The 18,891-nt window shown below is 64.8% G+C and carries 2 protein-coding genes (1 of these 2 cut by a window edge); both read left to right on the top strand.

What is annotated here, in order from left to right; translation table 11 throughout:
- Nucleotides 1-12,330, top strand: a complete 12,330-nt coding sequence (locus QR290_RS10780; RefSeq protein ID WP_289204868.1) for a non-ribosomal peptide synthetase — start codon at nt 1-3, stop codon at nt 12,328-12,330.
- Nucleotides 12,330-18,891 carry the start of a non-ribosomal peptide synthase/polyketide synthase gene (locus QR290_RS10785; protein ID WP_289204869.1) on the top strand. Its footprint extends 6,983 nt past the window's final position, so only the first 6,562 of its 13,545 coding nucleotides appear in the window; it begins with the start codon at nt 12,330-12,332; its stop codon lies beyond the right edge, outside the window. The genes QR290_RS10780 and QR290_RS10785 overlap by 1 nt, the downstream gene beginning before the upstream one ends.

The raw sequence follows: 18,891 nt of genomic DNA on the forward strand, positions 1-18,891 counted from the left end.
ATGAATGCAGAAGACTCCTTGAAACTCGCTCGCCGGTTTATCGGGTTGCCCCTGGAAAAGCGCCAGATGTTCCTCGCGGCGCTGCAAAAGGAGGGCGTGGATTTCGCCCGTTTCCCGATTCCCGCCGGGATCGAGGCCGAGGACCGTCAGGCGTTGTCTTACGCGCAGCAGCGCATGTGGTTCCTCTGGCAGCTCGACCCGCAGAGCGGCGCCTATAACCTGCCGGGGGCGGTGCGCCTGACGGGCCGCTTGAACCTCGTGGCGCTGGAGCAAGCCTTCGCCAGCCTGGTGGAACGCCACGAAACCCTGCGCACGGTGTTCCAGCGCCAGGCCGACGACAGCCTGTTGCAGGTGCCGGCCTCGGCGCCGCTGGTGATCGCCCATGAGGATTTCAGCGCACTGCCCGCCGACGAGCGCGAGCGGGCGGTCACGCACGCCGCCGAGCAGCAGTCGGTGCTGCCGTTCGATCTGGCGGTCGGTCCGCTGTTGCGCGTCACGCTACTCAAGCTTGCCGAGCAGGAACACGTGCTGTTGCTGACCCTGCACCACATCGTTTCCGATGGCTGGTCGATGAACGTGCTGATCGATGAGTTCATCCGCTGCTACGACGCCTTCGATGCCGGTGAGCAACCGCAACTGGCGGCGCTGCCGATCCAGTACAGCGACTACGCCCTGTGGCAGCGCCGCTGGCTCGAAGCCGGCGAGCAGGCCCGGCAACTGGCGTACTGGCAGGCACAATTGGGTGACGAGCATCCGGTGCTCGAGCTGCCGCTGGATCACTCGCGCCCGGCGATGCCGAGCTATCGCGGCACCCGTTACGAATTCGCGGTCGACAGCCAGTTGGCCGAGCAGTTGCGCCACACTGCGCAGCAGCATCAGGTGACGTTGTTCATGCTGCTGCTGGGCGCGTTCAATGCGCTGTTGCACCGTTACACCGGACAGACCGATCTGCGGGTCGGCGTACCGATCGCCAACCGCAACCGGGGGGAAATCGAAGGGCTGATCGGCTTCTTCGTCAACACCCAGGTACTGCGCACGCAACTGGACGGGCAGACCCGGGTCGATGACCTGCTGCGCGCCATCAAGGAAACCGCCCTCGGTGCCCAGGCCCATCAGGATCTGCCGTTCGAGCGTCTGGTCGAAGCCTTGAAACTGGAACGCAGCCTCAGCCACACGCCGTTGTTTCAAGTGATGTACAACCACCAGCCGCAGGTCGCCGACATCGCGACGATCAGCACAGCCTCCGGCCTGGCGCTGGACAGCCTCGACTGGCAGAGCCGCACCACTCAGTTCGACCTGACTCTGGACACCTACGAGAAGGGCGGCAAGCTGCACGCCGCGCTGACCTATGCCAGCGATCTGTTCGACGCCGCCACCATCGAGCGCATGGCGCGGCACTGGACGCGACTGCTGAAGGCGATGGTCGCCGATTCGTCGCAGCGCATCGGTGAGCTGCCGTTGCTGGAAGTGGACGAGCAGCAGACCCTGGTGCACGGCTGGAACGCTACGCAGGCGGTGTACCCGGTCGAACAGCCGATCCATCACCTGATCGAGGCGCAGGTTGCACGCACGCCGGATGCGCCGGCACTGACCTTCGGTGACACCACCCTGAGCTACGCCGAACTCGATGCCCGGGCCAACCGCCTGGCGCACCTTTTGCGCGAGCAGGGTGTGCAGGCGGACAGCCTGGTGGGCATCTGTGTCGAGCGTTCGCTGGAAATGGTCATCGGCCTGTTGGCGATTCACAAGGCCGGTGGCGCCTATGTGCCGCTCGACCCGGAATACCCGCAGGAGCGTCTGGCCTACATGGTCGAGGACAGCGGCATCCGCTTGCTGCTGACCCAGAGTGCGCTGCTTTCGGGACTGCCGACCGAAGGTGTGACGGTCATTACCCTCGATCAGCCGACCGGCTGGCTGGACGGGTACAGCGCCAGCCGTCCCGACGTGCTGGTCGAGCCGTTGAACCTGGCCTATGTGATTTACACCTCCGGTTCCACCGGTAAGCCCAAGGGCGCCGGCAACAGCCACGCGGCGCTGGTCAATCGGCTGTGCTGGATGCAGGAGGCCTACGGTCTGGACGGCAGCGATGCGGTGTTGCAGAAAACCCCGTTCAGCTTTGACGTATCGGTCTGGGAGTTCTTCTGGCCGCTGCTGACCGGCGCTCGTCTGATGGTCGCGGCGCCGGGAGTGCATCGCGATCCGCTGCAATTGATCGACACCATCAACCGTCACGGCATCACCACGCTGCACTTCGTGCCGTCGATGCTCCAGGCGTTCATTCACGAGCCGGGCGTCGAGGCGTGCACCGGGCTCAAGCGCATTGTCTGCAGTGGCGAGGCCTTGCCGCTGGACGCGCAGATTCAAGTCTTCGCCAAGCTGCCGGCGGCGGGGCTGTACAACCTTTACGGCCCGACCGAAGCGGCCATCGACGTCACCCACTGGACCTGTGTCGATGAAGGCGCCGACAGTGTGCCGATCGGTCAGCCGATCGCCAACCTGCGCACCCATGTCCTCGACGCTGAGCTGTTGCCGGTGCCGAGCGGTGTGGCCGGTGAGTTGTACCTCGGCGGGGCAGGGCTGGCGCGCAGTTATCACCGTCGTCCGGGGCTGACTGCCGAACGCTTCGTGCCGTGCCCGTTCCATGACGGCGAGCGCCTGTACCGCACTGGCGACCGCGTGCGTCAGCGCGCCGACGGCGTGATCGAATACCTCGGTCGACTCGACCATCAAGTGAAGCTGCGCGGCCTGCGCATCGAACTGGGTGAGATCGAAACCCGCCTGATGCAGCATCCGCTGGTGCGCGAAGCTGTGGTGCTGGTGCAGGGCGGCAAGCATCTGGTCGGCTACCTGGTGCTGGAAGATGCCAATCCACCAGAGCAATGGCAGCAGGACGTCAAGGCCTGGCTGCTCGGCAGTCTGCCGGAATTCATGGTGCCGACCTACCTGATGACCCTGGCCAGATTGCCGGTGACCGCCAACGGCAAGCTCGACCGCAAAGCCCTGCCGCAACCGGACGCCGCGCCGCAGCAGGCCTTCGTCGCCCCGCAGGACGCCATGCAGATCGCGTTGGCGGCGATCTGGCAGGACGTGCTGGGGATCGAGCGCGTCGGCCTGGAGGACAACTTTTTCGAACTGGGCGGTGACTCGATCATCTCGATTCAGGTGGTCAGCCGTGCGCGGCAGGCCGGGATTCGGGTCAGCCCGCGCGACCTGTTCCAGTACCAGACGGTGCGTAGCCTGGCGTTGGTCGCCAAACTTGATCACAACAGCTCGGTGGATCAGGGGCCGGTGACCGGCGACGCACTGCTGGGCCCGATCCAGCAGGCGTTTTTCGCCAACTCGATGGACGCCCGCCAGCACTGGAACCAGTCGCTGCTGCTGACTGCCCGTGAACCCCTCAACGCGCAATGGCTCGACGCGGCACTTGCTCGTGTGATCAACCATCACGATGCCTTGCGCCTGCGCTATGTCGAAAGCGCCGACGGCTGGCGGCAATTCCACGGGCCGCTGGTGGAAACCGCCGACCTGTGGCAGCGCGAAGCGCAAACCGCCGAACAACTGACGGCCCTGTGCGATGCCGCCCAGCGCAGTCTGAACCTGGAAAACGGACCGCTGCTGCGCGCTGTTCTCGTGGCCATGGCCGATGGCAGCCAGCGGCTGGCATTGATCGTTCATCACTTGGTGGTGGACGGCGTGTCGTGGCGGGTGCTGCTGGAAGATTTGCAGCAAGCCTACGAACAACTGGCGGCGGGTGGCGGCGTTCAGCTGCCGGCCAAGACCAGCGCGTTCCAGACCTGGACCGCACGCCTGAGTGCTGACGCAGGGCGCTTCGACGCTCAGCTCGATTACTGGAAAGCCCAGCACCACGGTGCAGTGGACCTGCCGTGCGAACGTCCCGAGGGCAGCCTGCAAAATGTCCACGGCGAGAAAATCGAATGGCGCCTGGATGCCGCGCGCACCCGTCAATTGCTGCAACAGGCCCCGGCGGCCTATCGCACCCAGGTCAACGACCTGTTGCTGACCGCGCTGGCCCGCACGATCAGCCGCTGGACCGGGCAGTCGGGCACGCTGATCGAACTGGAAGGCCATGGCCGAGAAGACCTGTTCGATGACATCGACCTGACCCGCAGCGTGGGCTGGTTTACCAGCCTGTTCGCGATCAACCTGACCAGCCGCGACGACCTCGACGGTTCGATCAAATCGGTCAAGGAACAACTGCGCGCCGTCCCGGACAAGGGCCTGGGTTATGGCGTGCTGCGCCACCTCGCCGCGCCGTCGGTGCGTGCCGAGCTGGCGGCCTTGCCGGCGCCGCGCATCACCTTCAACTACCTGGGGCAGTTCGACCGTCAGTTCGACGACGCGGCGCTGCTGGTGCCGTCCACCGAGGGCAGCGGCAGCGCCCAGGATCCGTCTGCGCCGCTGGCCAACTGGCTGACCGTTGAAGGTCAGGTCTACGGCGGCGAACTGGCGATGAGCTGGGGTTTCAGTCGCGAGATGTTCGACGCCGCGACGGTGCAGCATCTGGCGGATCAGTACGCGCTTGAACTCTACGCGCTGATCGAGCATTGCTGCACCCAGGCGCTGCCGCAGGCCACGCCGTCGGACTTCCCGCTGGCCCGCATCACCCAGGCCGAACTCGATGGCTTGCCGGTGCCGGCCGGTCAGCTCGACGACCTGTATCCGCTGTCGCCAATGCAACAGGGTCTGCTGTTCCACACCCTTTACGAGCAAGCGGCGGGCGAGTACGTCAACCAGTTGCGCGTGGATGTGCAGGGCCTCGACGCCGAGCGTTTCCGCGCGGCGTGGCAAGCGACGCTGGACGCCCAGGACATCCTGCGCAGCGGCTTCGTCTGGCAAGGCGACTTGCAGCAGCCGCTGCAGATCGTTCACAAACACCTTGAGCTGCCGTTCACCGCGCTGGACTGGCGCGAGCGTGACGATCAGGCGCAAGCCCTGGCGGCACTGGCCGACGCCGAGCGCGTGCAGGGCTTTGATCTCAGCCAGGCGCCGTTGCTGCGTCTGGTGCTGGTGCAGACCGGCGCCGATCAATGGCACCTGATCTACACCCACCACCACATCCTGATGGATGGCTGGAGCAATTCGCAGTTGCTCGGCGAAGTCCTGCAACGCTACAGCGGTCGCGCGCCGGCCAGTGGCGGTGGGCGTTATCGCGATTACATCGCCTGGCTGCAACGCCAGGACGGCCAGTTGAGCGAGGACTTCTGGAACGGCCAACTGGCCATGCTGCAAGAGCCGACTCGTCTGGCGCGCGTGGCCTCGAGCAGCGACGGCCAGAGCGGGCACGGCGATCACTTCCAGACCCTGGATGCGCAGCGCACCCAGGCGCTGGAAACCTTCGCCCGCCAGCAGAAAGTCACGGTCAACACGCTGGTGCAAGCCGCGTGGCTGCTGTTGCTGCAACGCTACACCGGTCACGAAACCGTGGCCTTTGGCGCCACGGTGGCCGGGCGTCCGGCGGATCTGTCGGGCATCGAGCAACAAGTCGGTCTGTTCATCAACACTTTGCCGGTGATCGGCACGCCGCGTCCGGATCAGACGGTCGGCGACTGGCTGCAAGCGGTTCAGGCGCAGAACCTCGGGCTGCGCGACTTCGAGCACACGCCGCTGGCGGACATCCAGCGCTGGGCCGGGCAGGGCGGTGAAGCCCTGTTCGACAACATTCTGGTGTTCGAGAACTACCCGATTGCCCAGGCCCTGCAACAGGGCTCGGGTCAGGGCGTGGTGTTCGGCGATGTCGCCAACCTCGAACAGACCCACTACGGCCTGAGCGTGGCGGTAACCCTCAGCGAGCAATTGGCGCTGCACTACAGTTTCGAGCGCAGCCAGTTTGCCCCGGCGGTCATCGAAAGCATCGACGCCCATTTGCTGCACCTGCTGGAGCAGTTCGTTGAGTCGGCCGGGCGCAACCTCGGTGAAATCGCCCTGGCCGATGCGGCGGAGCACGCCCGGCAACACGCGGACAACCTGCCTCAGCCATACCCGGTGGACATCGGCGTGCATCAGCGCATTGCCGCACTGGCGGCCGAGCGTCCGCAACGCACGGCGGTGATTTTCGACGGCCGGCACTTCAGCTATGGCGAAATCGATCAGCGCGCCAATCAACTGGCCCATGCCCTGATCGCTCGTGGCGTCGACCCGGAAACCCGGGTCGGCGTGGCGTTGCCGCGCAGCGAAGCGGTGATCGTCGCGCTGCTGGCGGTACTCAAGGCCGGCGGTGCCTATGTGCCGCTGGACACCAGCTATCCCCGTGAGCGTCTGGCGTACCTGATCGAGGATTCGGGGCTGGCGTTGTTGCTCAGCGATTCGTCGGTGGCGGCGCAATTGCCGGTCGACGATTCGGTGCCGTTGCTGGAACTCGATCGCCTCGACCTGCGCGAGTGGCCGATCACGGCACCGTCGGTGCAACTCGATCCGCACAACCTCGCCTACGTGATCTACACCTCCGGTTCCACTGGCAATCCGAAAGGCGTCAGCGTCGCCCACGGCCCGCTGGCGATGCACTGTCAGGCCATCGGCCGGCGCTACGAAATGCGCGACAGCGACTGCGAGTTCCACTTCATGTCGTTCGCCTTCGACGGTGCCCATGAGCGCTGGCTGACCAGCCTGACCCACGGTGCTTCGCTGCTGATCCGCGATGACAGCCTGTGGACCCCGGAGCAGACCTACAACGCCATGCGCGAGCACGGCGTGACCGTGGTCGCGTTCCCGCCGGTGTACCTGCAACAACTGGCCGAGCACGCCGAACGCGAGGGCAACCCGCCGAAGGTGCGCATCTACTGCTTCGGCGGGGATGCGGTGCCGAATGCCAGTTTCGAACGAGTCAAACGTGCGCTCGATCCGGACTACATCATCAACGGCTACGGCCCGACCGAAACCGTGGTCACGCCGCTGATCTGGAAGGCCGGCCGCGAGGTGCCGTGCGGTGCCGCGTACGCGCCGATCGGCAGTCGCATCGGTGACCGCAGCGCCTACGTGCTAGACGCCGACCTGAACCTGCTGCCGCAAGGCATGGCCGGTGAGTTGTACCTCGGCGGCACGGGGCTGGCGCGGGGTTATCTGAACCGTCCGGGGCTGACGGCCGAGCGTTTTGTCGCCGACCCGTTCAGCGCCTCCGGCGGTCTGCTGTACCGCACCGGCGACCTGGTCCGCCAGCGTGCCGACGGCACGTTCGACTACCTGGATCGCATCGACAATCAGGTGAAGATTCGCGGTTTCCGTATCGAACTTGGCGAAGTCGAAGCCGCGCTGCAAGCCCTCGAAGGCGTGCGCGAAGCGGTGGTCGTGGCCCAGGAAGGCAGTGCCGGCAGCGGCAAGCGTCTGGTGGCGTATGTGGTGGGTGATTCGCCCCGCGCAGACTTCACCGAAGACCTGCGTGCGCAGCTCAAGGCCTCGCTGCCGGCCCACATGGTGCCGGCCTACGTGCTGCGTCTGGAACGCATGCCGCTGACGCCGAACGGCAAGCTCGATCGCAAGAACCTGCCCAAGCCGGACGTCAGCCAGTTGCAGCAGACTTATGTCGCGCCGCAGAGCGCGGTGGAGCAGCAACTGGCGACGATCTGGCAGGACGTGCTCAAACTCGGGCAGGTCGGGATCAGCGACAACTTCTTCGAACTGGGCGGCGACTCGATCATTTCGATCCAGGTGGTCAGCCGCGCGCGCCAGGCCGGGATTCGTTTCACTCCCAAAGACCTGTTCCAGCATCAGACCATTCAGGCCTTGGCCACGGTCGTGCAGACCGGCGACGCATTGCCGCTGATCGATCAGGCACCGGCCACCGGCAGCACCGCACTGTTGCCGATTCACCAGGTGTTTTTCGCCGATTCGATTCCTGATCGTCACCACTGGAACCAGTCGGTGATGCTCAAACCGACCCAGGCGCTGGACGCCCAGGTGCTGGAGCAGGCGCTGGATGCGCTGGTGATGCATCACGACAGTTTGCGTCTGGACTTCGTCGAACAGGCCGAAGGCTGGTCGGCGCAGTACCGTGACATCGCCACCAAGGCCGGCGAAGCGATCCTGTGGACAGTCGACATCGCGGATCTCGCCGCCCTCGAAGCGCTGGGCGAGAACGCGCAGCGCAGCCTGCAACTGAGCGGCGGTTCGTTGATCCGCGCGGTGCTGGCGAACCTGGCCGACGGCAGTCAGCGGCTGCTGCTGATCGTGCATCACCTGGTGGTCGATGGCGTGTCGTGGCGGATTCTGTTCGAAGACCTGCAAAACGTTTACCGGCAGATCGCTGCCGGTGCCGCTGTGCAATTGCCGGCCCGCACCAGCTCGGTCAAGGCCTGGGCGGCGGCCTTGCAGGATTACGCTGCCAGCCCGGCGTTGCAGGCTGAACTGGGCTTCTGGCAACAGCAGTTGCAGGGCGCTTCGGCGGTGTTGCCGTATGACCATCCGAACGGTGGGCAGCAACACGACCAGGCGCTGACCATCCGCAGCCAACTGGACAAAACCCTGACCCGTCAGTTGTTGCAGGAAGCGCCGGCGGCCTATCGCACCCAGGTCAACGACCTGCTGTTGACCGCACTGGCGCGAGCAGTCACGCGCTGGACCGGTGACGACAGTGCGCTGGTCCTGCTAGAAGGCCATGGTCGCGAAGATCTGTTCGAGCACGTCGACCTGACCCGCACCGTGGGCTGGTTCACCAGTGTGTTCCCGGCCCGTCTTGCGGCCGCCGCCGAACCGGGCGCCTCGCTGAAACAGGTCAAGGAACAACTGCGCGCGATCCCCAACAAAGGCATCGGTTTCGGTGCGCTCGCGCACCTGGGCGACGACGCTGCACGGCAGGCGCTGCAAGCCTTGCCGGCGCCGCGCCTGACCTTCAACTACCTGGGCCAGTTCGACGGCAGTTTCGATGCCGGCGACGAGGCGTTGTTTGTGCCGACCGCCGAATCCGGCGGTGCAGAAGTCAATATGCAGGGCCCGCTGGGCAATCCGCTGGCGCTCAACGGCAAGGTATTCGGCGGTGAGCTGGACCTGAGCTGGACCTTCAGCGGCGCGATGTTCGACACCGAGACCATCCAGCGTCTGGCCGATGACTATGTGCAGGAACTGACGGCGCTGATTCGCCACTGCTGCGACTCCGCCAACCGTGGCGTGACACCGTCGGACTTCCCGCTGGCGCAACTGTCCCAGGCGCAGCTTGATGCGCTGGTGCTGGAGCCGCAGGGCATCGATGACGTTTATCCGCTGTCACCGATGCAGCAGGGCATGCTGTTCCACACCCTGCTTGAACACGGCAACGGCGACTACATCAATCAGATGCGCCTGGACGTCGACGGCGTCGATCCGCAGCGCTTCCGGGCGGCGTGGCAAGCGGCGGTGGATACCCATGACATCCTGCGCACCGGGTTCTTCTGGCAGGGCGATTTGCCGCAACCGGTGCAAGTGGTGCAGCGTCAGGTCGAGGTGCCGTTCAGCGTCCTCGACTGGAGCGCCCGCGCTGATCTGGACCGCGCGCTGCAAACCCTTGCCGATGAAGAACGCGCATTGGGCCTGGACCTGAACAGTGCGCCGCTGCTGCGCCTGGTGCTGGTGAAAACGGCGACGGATCGTCACCACCTGATCTACACCAACCATCACATCCTGATGGACGGCTGGAGCAGTGCGCAGTTGCTCGGCGAGGTGTTGCAACACTACAGCGGCGAGCACGTGCCGCGCCCGACCGGTCGCTATCGCGATTACATCGCCTGGCTGCAGGGTCAGGATGCGGCTGCGTCTGAAGCTTACTGGCAGGCGGCACTGAACAACCTGCAGGAACCGACTCGCCTGAGCGATGCGCTTGCACGTCCGGTTGCCGGTCTGCCGAGCGTCGGTTACGGCGATCATTATCAGGTGCTGGACGCGGCTCTGACCCAGCGTCTGAGCGAGTTCGCCCGGGCGTCGAAAGTCACCGTCAACACCGTGGTGCAAGCCGCCTGGCTGTTGCTGCTGCAGCGTTATACCGGCAAACAATGCGTGGCGTTCGGCGCAACCGTTGCCGGGCGTCCGGCGGACCTGCCGGGGGCCGAGCAGCAGATCGGACTGTTCATCAACACCTTGCCGGTGATTGCCGAGCCGCGCGCGGATCAGAGCCTGACCGGCTGGCTGCAAAGCGTGCAGGCGCAGAACCTGGCGCTGCGCGAGTTCGAATACACGCCGCTGGCGCAGATTCAGCGCTGGGCCGGGCAGGGCGGTGACGCCTTGTTCGACAGCCTGATGGTGTTCGAGAACTACCCGATTGCCGAAGCGCTGGAGCGCGGCGCGCCCCAAGGCCTGCGCTTCGGTGCGGTGGCCAATCAGGAGCAGACCAACTATCCGCTGACCCTGCTGGTGAACATGGGCGCGCAACTGTCGGTGCATTTCAGCTTCCAGCACGACAGCTTCGCCCCGGCGAGCGTGGCGCAATTGGGCGAGCACTTGCAGCGCCTGCTCGGCCAGATGACCGACGCCGGTGAACGCTCGCTCGGCGAGCTGAGCCTGAATGCCCAGGATCAGCAGCCGGCCAGAACCGACTTCGTCACCGAGCTGTGCATCCACCAGGGCATCGACCGTCAGGTCGCCACCCGGCCGGATGCCCTGGCCGTGACCTTCGCCGACACCCGACTGACCTATGCCGAACTGGATGTCCGGGCCAACCGCCTGGCGCACAAGCTGATCGAACTCGGGGTCGGCCCGGAGGTGCGGGTGGGTGTGGCGATGCCGCGTTCCGAGCAGTTGCTTGTCGCGCTGCTGGCGGTGCTCAAGGCCGGTGGTGCCTACGTGCCGCTCGACCCGGACTACCCGGCCGACCGCGTGGCCTACATGCTCGAAGACAGCCGCGCGCGAGTGTTGCTGACCGAGCAGGCCGTCGCCGCGACGCTTATCGTGCCGACCGAAACCCGGGTGGTGCTGCTGGATCAGGTGGCTCTGGAAACGTATCCGACTCACGGCCCGCAAACCGCCGTGGCCCCGGACAACCTTGCCTATGTGATCTACACCTCCGGCTCGACTGGCAAACCGAAAGGCGTGTCGATTGCCCATCGCAACGTCATGGCGCTGATCGACTGGTCGGCCAGGGTCTACAGCCGCGACGACATTCAGGGCGTACTGGCTTCGACCTCGGTGTGTTTCGACCTGTCGGTGTGGGAGCTGTTTGTGACCCTGGCCAATGGCGGCTCGCTGATCATCGCCCGCAACGCGCTGGAACTGCCGCAACTGCCGGCAAGGGATCAGGTGCGCCTGATCAACACCGTGCCGTCGGCGATCAATGCGCTGCACCGCGCCGGGCAGATTCCACCGGGCGTGCGGATCATCAACCTCGCCGGCGAGCCGTTGAAGCAGACCCTGGTGGACGCGCTGTACCAACAGCCGAACCTTGCGCACGTCTACGACCTGTACGGCCCGTCGGAAGACACCACTTACTCGACCTGGACCCGCCGCACCGCCGGTGGCCAGGCGCGTATCGGTCGGGCGCTGGATCACAGCGCCAGCTACTTGCTGGATGCAGACCTGCAAGTCGTGCCGCAGGGGGTTTCGGCGGAGTTGTATCTGTCCGGTGCCGGTGTCACGCGCGGTTACCTGGGCAAAGCGGCGATGACCGCCGAGAAGTTCGTGCCCAATCCGTTCGCGGGCAATGGCGAACGCCTGTACCGCACCGGCGACCTGATCCGTCAGCGCGAGGACGGCGAGCTTGAGTACATGGGCCGGATCGACCATCAGGTGAAAATCCGCGGTTTCCGGATCGAGCTGGGGGAAATCGAGGCGCGACTGCTGGCGCAACCGGGCGTCAGCGAAGCGGCCGTGCTGGCCGTCGAGGCCGAGGGCGGGGCGCAACTGGTGGCGTATGTCGCTGTCCCGCAACTGGACCTGCAGGACGGCGAAGCGCAGCGACAACAGCGCGACGGACTAAAGACTGGCCTCAAGTCTTCGTTACCTGACTACATGATCCCCGCGCACCTGTTGTTCCTTGAGCAGTTGCCACTGACCCCCAACGGCAAACTCGACCGCAAGGCCCTGCCAGCGGTGGATGCCAGCCAGATGCAGGCCGCGTACGTCGCGCCGCAATCGGAGCTTGAGCAGCAGGTCGCGGCTATCTGGCAGCAAGTGCTCACCGTGGAACGCGTCGGTCTGAACGATCACTTCTTCGAACTGGGCGGGCACTCGCTGCTGGCGGTCAACGTGGTTTCGCGCATCGCTCTCGAACTGGGCCTGACGCTGACGCCGCAGTTGTTATTCCAGCACCCCGTCCTGAGTGACTTTGTCGCTCGACTCGATACAGGAGGCGGGGCAATCAACGAACAGAAACTGAACAAGCTGGAAGCCCTGCTTGACGATATGGAGGAAGTCTGATGGACACGAGTGTTGCTTTGAGGATTGCCAAGCGCTTTATCACTCTGCCGCTGGACAAACGTAAGCTCTACCTGGAAAAGATGCTCGAAGAGGGCGTCTCGCCGGCCAACCTGCCGATTCCAGAGACTCGCTCAAGCTTCGAGGCGATCCCGCTGTCCTACGCCCAGGAACGCCAGTTGTTCCTGTGGCAGATGGATCCGCACAGCACCGCGTATCACATTCCCAGTGCCCTGCGCCTCAAGGGCCGGCTGGATGTGGCGGCGCTGGAGCGCAGCTTCAATGCCGTGGTGGCGCGCCATGAAAGCCTGCGCACCACGTTCCTCGAGCAGGGCGAAAGCTTCTGCCAGGTGATCCATCCGCAGATGGCGCTGACCATCGCTGTCGAGTCGGTGCCTGCGGGCCTCGACAGCGACGCGGTGGAGGCGGGCATCAAGGCTTTCGTTGAAAGCGAAACCGCCCGACCGTTCAATCTCCAGCAGGGCCCGCTGTTGCGGGTGTCGCTGCTGAAAGTGGCGGACGACGATCATGTGCTGGTGCTGATCCAGCACCACATCATCTCCGATGGCTGGTCGATCAAGGTGCTGGTGAACGAGCTGATCCAGCATTACGCCGCTGACACGGCGGGCCAGTCATTGAGCCTGCCGGCGCTCGAGGTGCAATACGCCGACTACGCGATCTGGCAGCGTCACTGGCTGGAAGCGGGGGAGCGCGAGCGGCAACTGGCTTATTGGGTCAATACCCTGGGCGGCGAACAACCGGTGCTGGAACTGCCGATCGATTTCCCGCGTCCGGCCGTACAAAGCCTGCGCGGCGCGCGGTTGCAACTGAGCCTGCCCGCCGGGCTCGGTGATGCCCTCAAGCAATTGGCCCAGCGCGAAGGCGCGAGCCTGTTCATGATGCTGCTGGCGTCGTTTCAGGCCTTGCTGCATCGCTACAGCGGTCAGTCGCAGATCCGCGTCGGCGTGCCGACCGCCAACCGTAACCGGGTGGAAACCGAAGGCCTGATCGGCTTCTTCGTCAACACCCAGGTTCTGAATGCCGAGGTCAGCGGACAACTGCCGTTCAACCAGTTGCTGGCCCAGGTCAAGCAATCGGCCATGGCCGCCCAGGCCCATCAGGATCTGCCGTTCGAACAACTGATCGAAGCCCTGCAACCGGAACGCAGCCTGAGCCACAGCCCGGTGTTCCAGGTGATGTACAACCACCAGAGCAGCCGCGATCAGGCCGGCCAGACCCGGTTGCCGCAACTGAGCGTCGAAGACGTGGCCTGGGAGGGGCGCACTGCGCAGTTCGACCTGACCCTGAACACCTACGAGTCCGGCGATGGCTTTGCAGCCGAACTGACCTACGCCACCGACCTGTTCAAGCCGCAAACCATCGAGCGACTGGCGCGCCACTGGCAGAACCTGTTGCAAGGTATCGTCGCCGCGCCCACCCGGCGGATCGGCGAGTTGCCGTTGCTGGAAAGCGAAGAGCAACGTGTGCTGTTGCAGGACTGGTTCCGCCACGCTGATCACTCCGCGCAGGCCGGCTGTGTGCATCAGCGTTTTGCCCGGCAGGCGCAGCAGTCGCCCGACGCCACTGCGTTGATCATTGGCGATGACGTGCTGACTTACGCGCAGCTCGATTCCCGTGCCAACCAACTGGCGCACAAACTGATCGAAACCGGCGTCGGCCCGGATCGTCTGGTCGGCATTGCCGTCGAGCGCAGCGCCGAAATGATCGTCGGCCTGCTGGCGATCCTCAAGGCCGGCGGCGCCTATGTGCCGCTGGATCCGGCCTATCCGGAAGATCGCCTGGCCTACATGATTGAGGACAGCGGCCTGCAACTGCTGCTGACCCAATCCGCTTTGCTGGCGCAATTGCCGATCCCGGCGGGTGTGCACACATTGTTGCTCGATCAGCCACAGGACTGGCTCGCGGCTTATCCACAGACCGCACCGGAAGTTGCAGTCGACGGCGAACACCTGGCCTATACGATTTACACCTCGGGCTCCACCGGCAAGCCGAAAGGCGTGATGGTGCGCCATGCAGCCCTGAGCAATTTTGTCACCAGCATGGTCGAGCAACCGGGGATCGCCGCTGCTGACCGCATGTTGTCGCTGACCACTTTTTCGTTCGACATTTTCGGCCTGGAAATCTACGGCCCGCTGCTGGCCGGCGCCTGCGTGGTGCTGACCGGCAAGGATGTACATCAGGACCCGCAAGCGGTGCTGGAGCTGATCGAGCGTCACGCCGTCAGCACGCTGCAAGCCACGCCTTCGACCTGGCGCATGCTGCTCGACCACGAACACGCCGCGACCCTGACCGGGCGCACCTTCCTGTGCGGCGGTGAAGCGCTGTCGCAGGAACTGGCCCGGCGCATGCTGGCGCTGACGCCTCAGGTGTGGAACCTTTACGGCCCGACCGAAACCACCATCTGGTCGGCGCAACACGCCCTGAGTGCCGACAACAGCCGTCCGTTCCTCGGAACGCCGATCGACAACACCGCGCTGTACATCCTCGGCAGCGACCTTGAACTTAATCCGCTCGGCGCGCCGGGCGAACTGCTGATCGGTGGCGATGGCCTGGCCCGAGGGTACTTCCAGCGTCCTTCGCTGACCGCCGAACGTTTTGTGCCGGACCCGTTCTCGAAAAACGGCGAACGTCTGTACCGCACCGGCGACCTGACCCGTTATCGCGCCGAGGGCGTGATCGAATACATCGGGCGGATCGACCATCAGGTGAAGATCCGCGGTTTCCGGATCGAACTGGGTGAAATCGAAGCCCGCCTGCTGGCGCTCGACAGCGTCCGCGAAACGGTGGTGGTCGCCCAGGACGGCCCGACCGGCCCGCAACTGGTGGGCTACGTCGTGCCGGCCAGCGGTGAGGTGCTCGACGCCGAAGGCGAAGCTACCTTGCGCGCCGCGCTCAAGGCCAGCCTCAAGGCTGAACTGCCGGAATACATGGTGCCGGCGCACCTGCTGTTTCTCGCGCAACTGCCGCTGACCCCCAACGGCAAGGTCGACCGCAAGGCCTTGCCGGCCCCCGACGCCAGTCAACTGCAATCGACCTACGTCGCGCCGCAGACCGCCACCCAGCACACCGTCGCCGAGATCTGGCAAACGGTGCTCAAGCTGGAACGGGTGGGCCTGAGCGACAACTTCTTCGAACTCGGTGGTCACTCGCTGCTGGTGACTCAGGTGGTGTCGCGGGTGCGGCAGGCGCTGAACGTGCAGGTGCCGCTGCGCACCCTGTTCGAGCACAGCATGCTGGAAGATTTCGTCGCTGCGCTGGGTGTTGAGCAGGTCCATCAGGAACCGCCGATTGTGCCGTTGTCGCGCCAGCAGCCACTGGCGCTGTCCTATGCCCAGGAGCGCCAATGGTTCCTCTGGCAACTGGAACCGACCAGCACCGCTTATCACGTACCGGCCGCCTTGCGCCTGCGCGGTGAACTGGATCTGCCGGCATTGCAGCGCAGCTTCGAAACACTGATTGCCCGTCATGAATCCCTGCGCACCTGCTTCGTCGAGCAGCAAGGCCAGACCCTGCAAGTGATCCAGGCCCAGGGGACGCTGGATCTGCAAGTGCAGAATGTTGCCGCCGATCTGGACGATGCGGCGCTGCAAGCACTGGTTGCGGAAGAAACCCTGCACCTGTTCAATCTCCAGCAGGGCCCGTTGCTGCGGGTCAAGCTGTTGCGCCTGGCCGTCGATGACCATGCGCTGGTCATCACCCTGCATCACATCGTCTCCGATGGCTGGTCGATGGGTGTGATGGTCAATGAGCTGATCGCGCTGTATGCCGCTTACAGTCAAGGCCGCGCCGCCGAGTTGCCGGCGTTGCCGGTGCAATACGCCGACTACGCCGTGTGGCAGCGGCAGTGGATGGACGCCGGCGAGCGCGAGCGTCAACTGAATTACTGGACCGCGCAACTGGGTGACGGCGATCAGCCGTTGCTGGAGTTGCCGACCGATCGTCCGCGTCCTCCCGAGCAAAGCTATCGCGGGGCGCGCCAGGACATCCCGCTCAGTCTCGAACTGGCGAGTGCCCTCAAGCAGGTCGCACAACGGGAAAACGTCACCCTGTTCGCGCTGTTGCTGGCCTCGTTCCAGACCTTGCTGCACCGCTACAGCGGTCAGGCCGACATCCGCGTCGGCGTGCCGGTGGCCAACCGCAACCGGGTCGAAACCGAAGGCCTGATCGGTTTCTTCGTCAACACTCAGGTGTTGAAGGCCGAGTTCGACAGCCAGCAATCTTTCCGCAGTCTGTTGCAGCAGGTGAAAAACACCGTGCTCGGTGCCCAGGCCCATCAGGATCTGCCGTTCGAGCAACTGGTCGATGCGCTGCAACCGGAACGCAGCTTGAGCCACAGCCCGCTGTTCCAGGTGCTGCACAACCACCAGAGCCAGGCGCGGCAGACCGAGGGCGCAACCCGCCTGCCGAAGATTGCCATCGAAGGCTTGAACTGGGCTTCCAACACTGCTCAGTTCGACCTGACCCTGAATACGTTCGAATCGACGGACAACGTCTGGGCCGAGCTGACCTACGCCACCGACCTGTTCGATGGCGAGACCATTACCCGACTGTCCGGCCACTGGCTCAACCTGCTGAACGGCATCGTCGCCGACGCCGGACAACGCATCGCCGAACTGCTGTTGCATGACGCCGCCGAGCACCAGGCCACGCTGTTGCAATGGAACCCGGCCACCGTCGATTTCCCGAGCGAGCGCTGCCTGCACACGCTGATCGAAGCCCAGGCCGAACGTGCGCCGCAGGCGGTTGCCGTGACCTATGGCGAGCAGGTCTTGAGCTACGGTGAACTGAACAGCCGTGCCAACCAGTTGGCCCACAAGCTGATCGACTGCGGTGTCGGCCCGGACGTGCGCGTCGGCCTGGCGGTGGAGCGCAGCCTGGACATGCTGGTCGGCCTGTTGGCGATCCTCAAGGCCGGCGGTGCCTACGTGCCGCTCGACCCGAGCTATCCCGAAGAGCGCCTGGCCTACATGATCGGCGACAGCGGCATCGGCCTGCTGCTGACCCAGAGTCATCTGTTCGGCCGTCTGCCGGTGCCGGACTCGGTGCGCAGCCTGATGCTCGATCAGGATCGCGATGGTCTGGAAAGCTACAGCGACGCCAATCCGCAAGTGACCATGAGCCCGGACAACCTGGCTTACGTGATCTACACCTCCGGTTCCACCGGCCAGCCGAAGGGCACCTTGCTGGCCCACCGCAACGTGCTGCGCCTGTTCGAAGCCACCGACGCATGGTTCGACTTCGGCCCGCAGGACGTGTGGAGCCTGTTCCATTCCTACGCGTTCGACTTCTCGGTGTGGGAGATTTTCGGGGCGCTGCTGTACGGCGGCAAACTGGTGGTGGTGCCTTACGAAACCAGTCGTTCGCCGGAAGATTTCTACGGTCTGCTGTGCCGCGAAGGGATCACGGTGCTCAACCAGACACCGTCGGCGTTCAAGCAACTGATGCAAGTGGCGTGCGCCCCGGAACACGCAGCGGCGCAACCGTCGCTGCGTTACGTGGTGTTCGGCGGCGAGGCGCTGGAGGTCAAGAGCCTGCGCCCATGGTTCGAGCGTTTCGGCGACCGGGCCCCGCAACTGATCAACATGTACGGCATCACCGAAACCACGGTCCATGTGACGTATCGGCCGATCTCCCTGGCAGACCTGCAACGCGACGCCAGCAGTCCGATCGGCGAGCCGATTCCGGACCTGTCGTGGTACTTGCTCGATGGCGACCTGAACCCGGTGGCCAAGGGGTGCATCGGCGAGCTGTACGTCGGTCGTGCCGGTCTGGCCCGGGGTTATCTGAACCGTCCCGACCTGACCACGCTGCGCTTCATTCCCGATCCGTTTGCCGCCGATGGCGGGCGCCTGTACCGCACCGGTGACCTGGCGCGCTACCGCGCCGACGGCGTGATCGAGTACATCGGCCGGATCGACCATCAGGTGAAGATTCGCGGCTTCCGCATCGAGCTCGGCGAAATCGAAGCGCAGTTGCTGGAGCAATCCGCCGTGCGCCAGGCCGTGGTGCTGGCGCAACCGGGTTTGAGCGGTCAGCAACTGGTGGCGTACCTGGTGCCGAGCGACGCCGAGGTGCTGCAAGCCAGTGCCGTCGAACACGCCGAGTGGCGCGACCGCGTGCGCGCCGAACTCAAAGAAAACCTGCCGGATCACATGATTCCGGCACACCTGTTGCTGCTCGAACAATTGCCACTGACCGCCAACGGCAAACTCAACCGCAATGCCTTGCCGTCGCCGGACGCGAGCCAGGCGCAGCAGGTTTATCAGGCACCACAAAGCGAGCTGGAACAGCGTCTGGCCGAGATCTGGCAAGACGTGCTGAAGCTGCCGCAAGTCGGTCTGAACGACAACTTCTTCGAGCTGGGCGGCGATTCGATCATCTCGATCCAGGTGGTCAGCCGTGCCCGTCAGGCCGGTATCCGCCTGAATCCCAAAGACCTGTTCCTGCACCAGACCATCCAGCGTCTGGCACTGGTGGCGCAGATCGGTGACAGCGAGTCGACCATCGATCAGCAACCGGTCACCGGCCCGGCTTTGCTGCTGC

Origin of the sequence: Pseudomonas fluorescens, assembly GCF_030344995.1 — a bacterium.
Lineage (GTDB): Bacteria > Pseudomonadota > Gammaproteobacteria > Pseudomonadales > Pseudomonadaceae > Aquipseudomonas > Aquipseudomonas fluorescens_BF.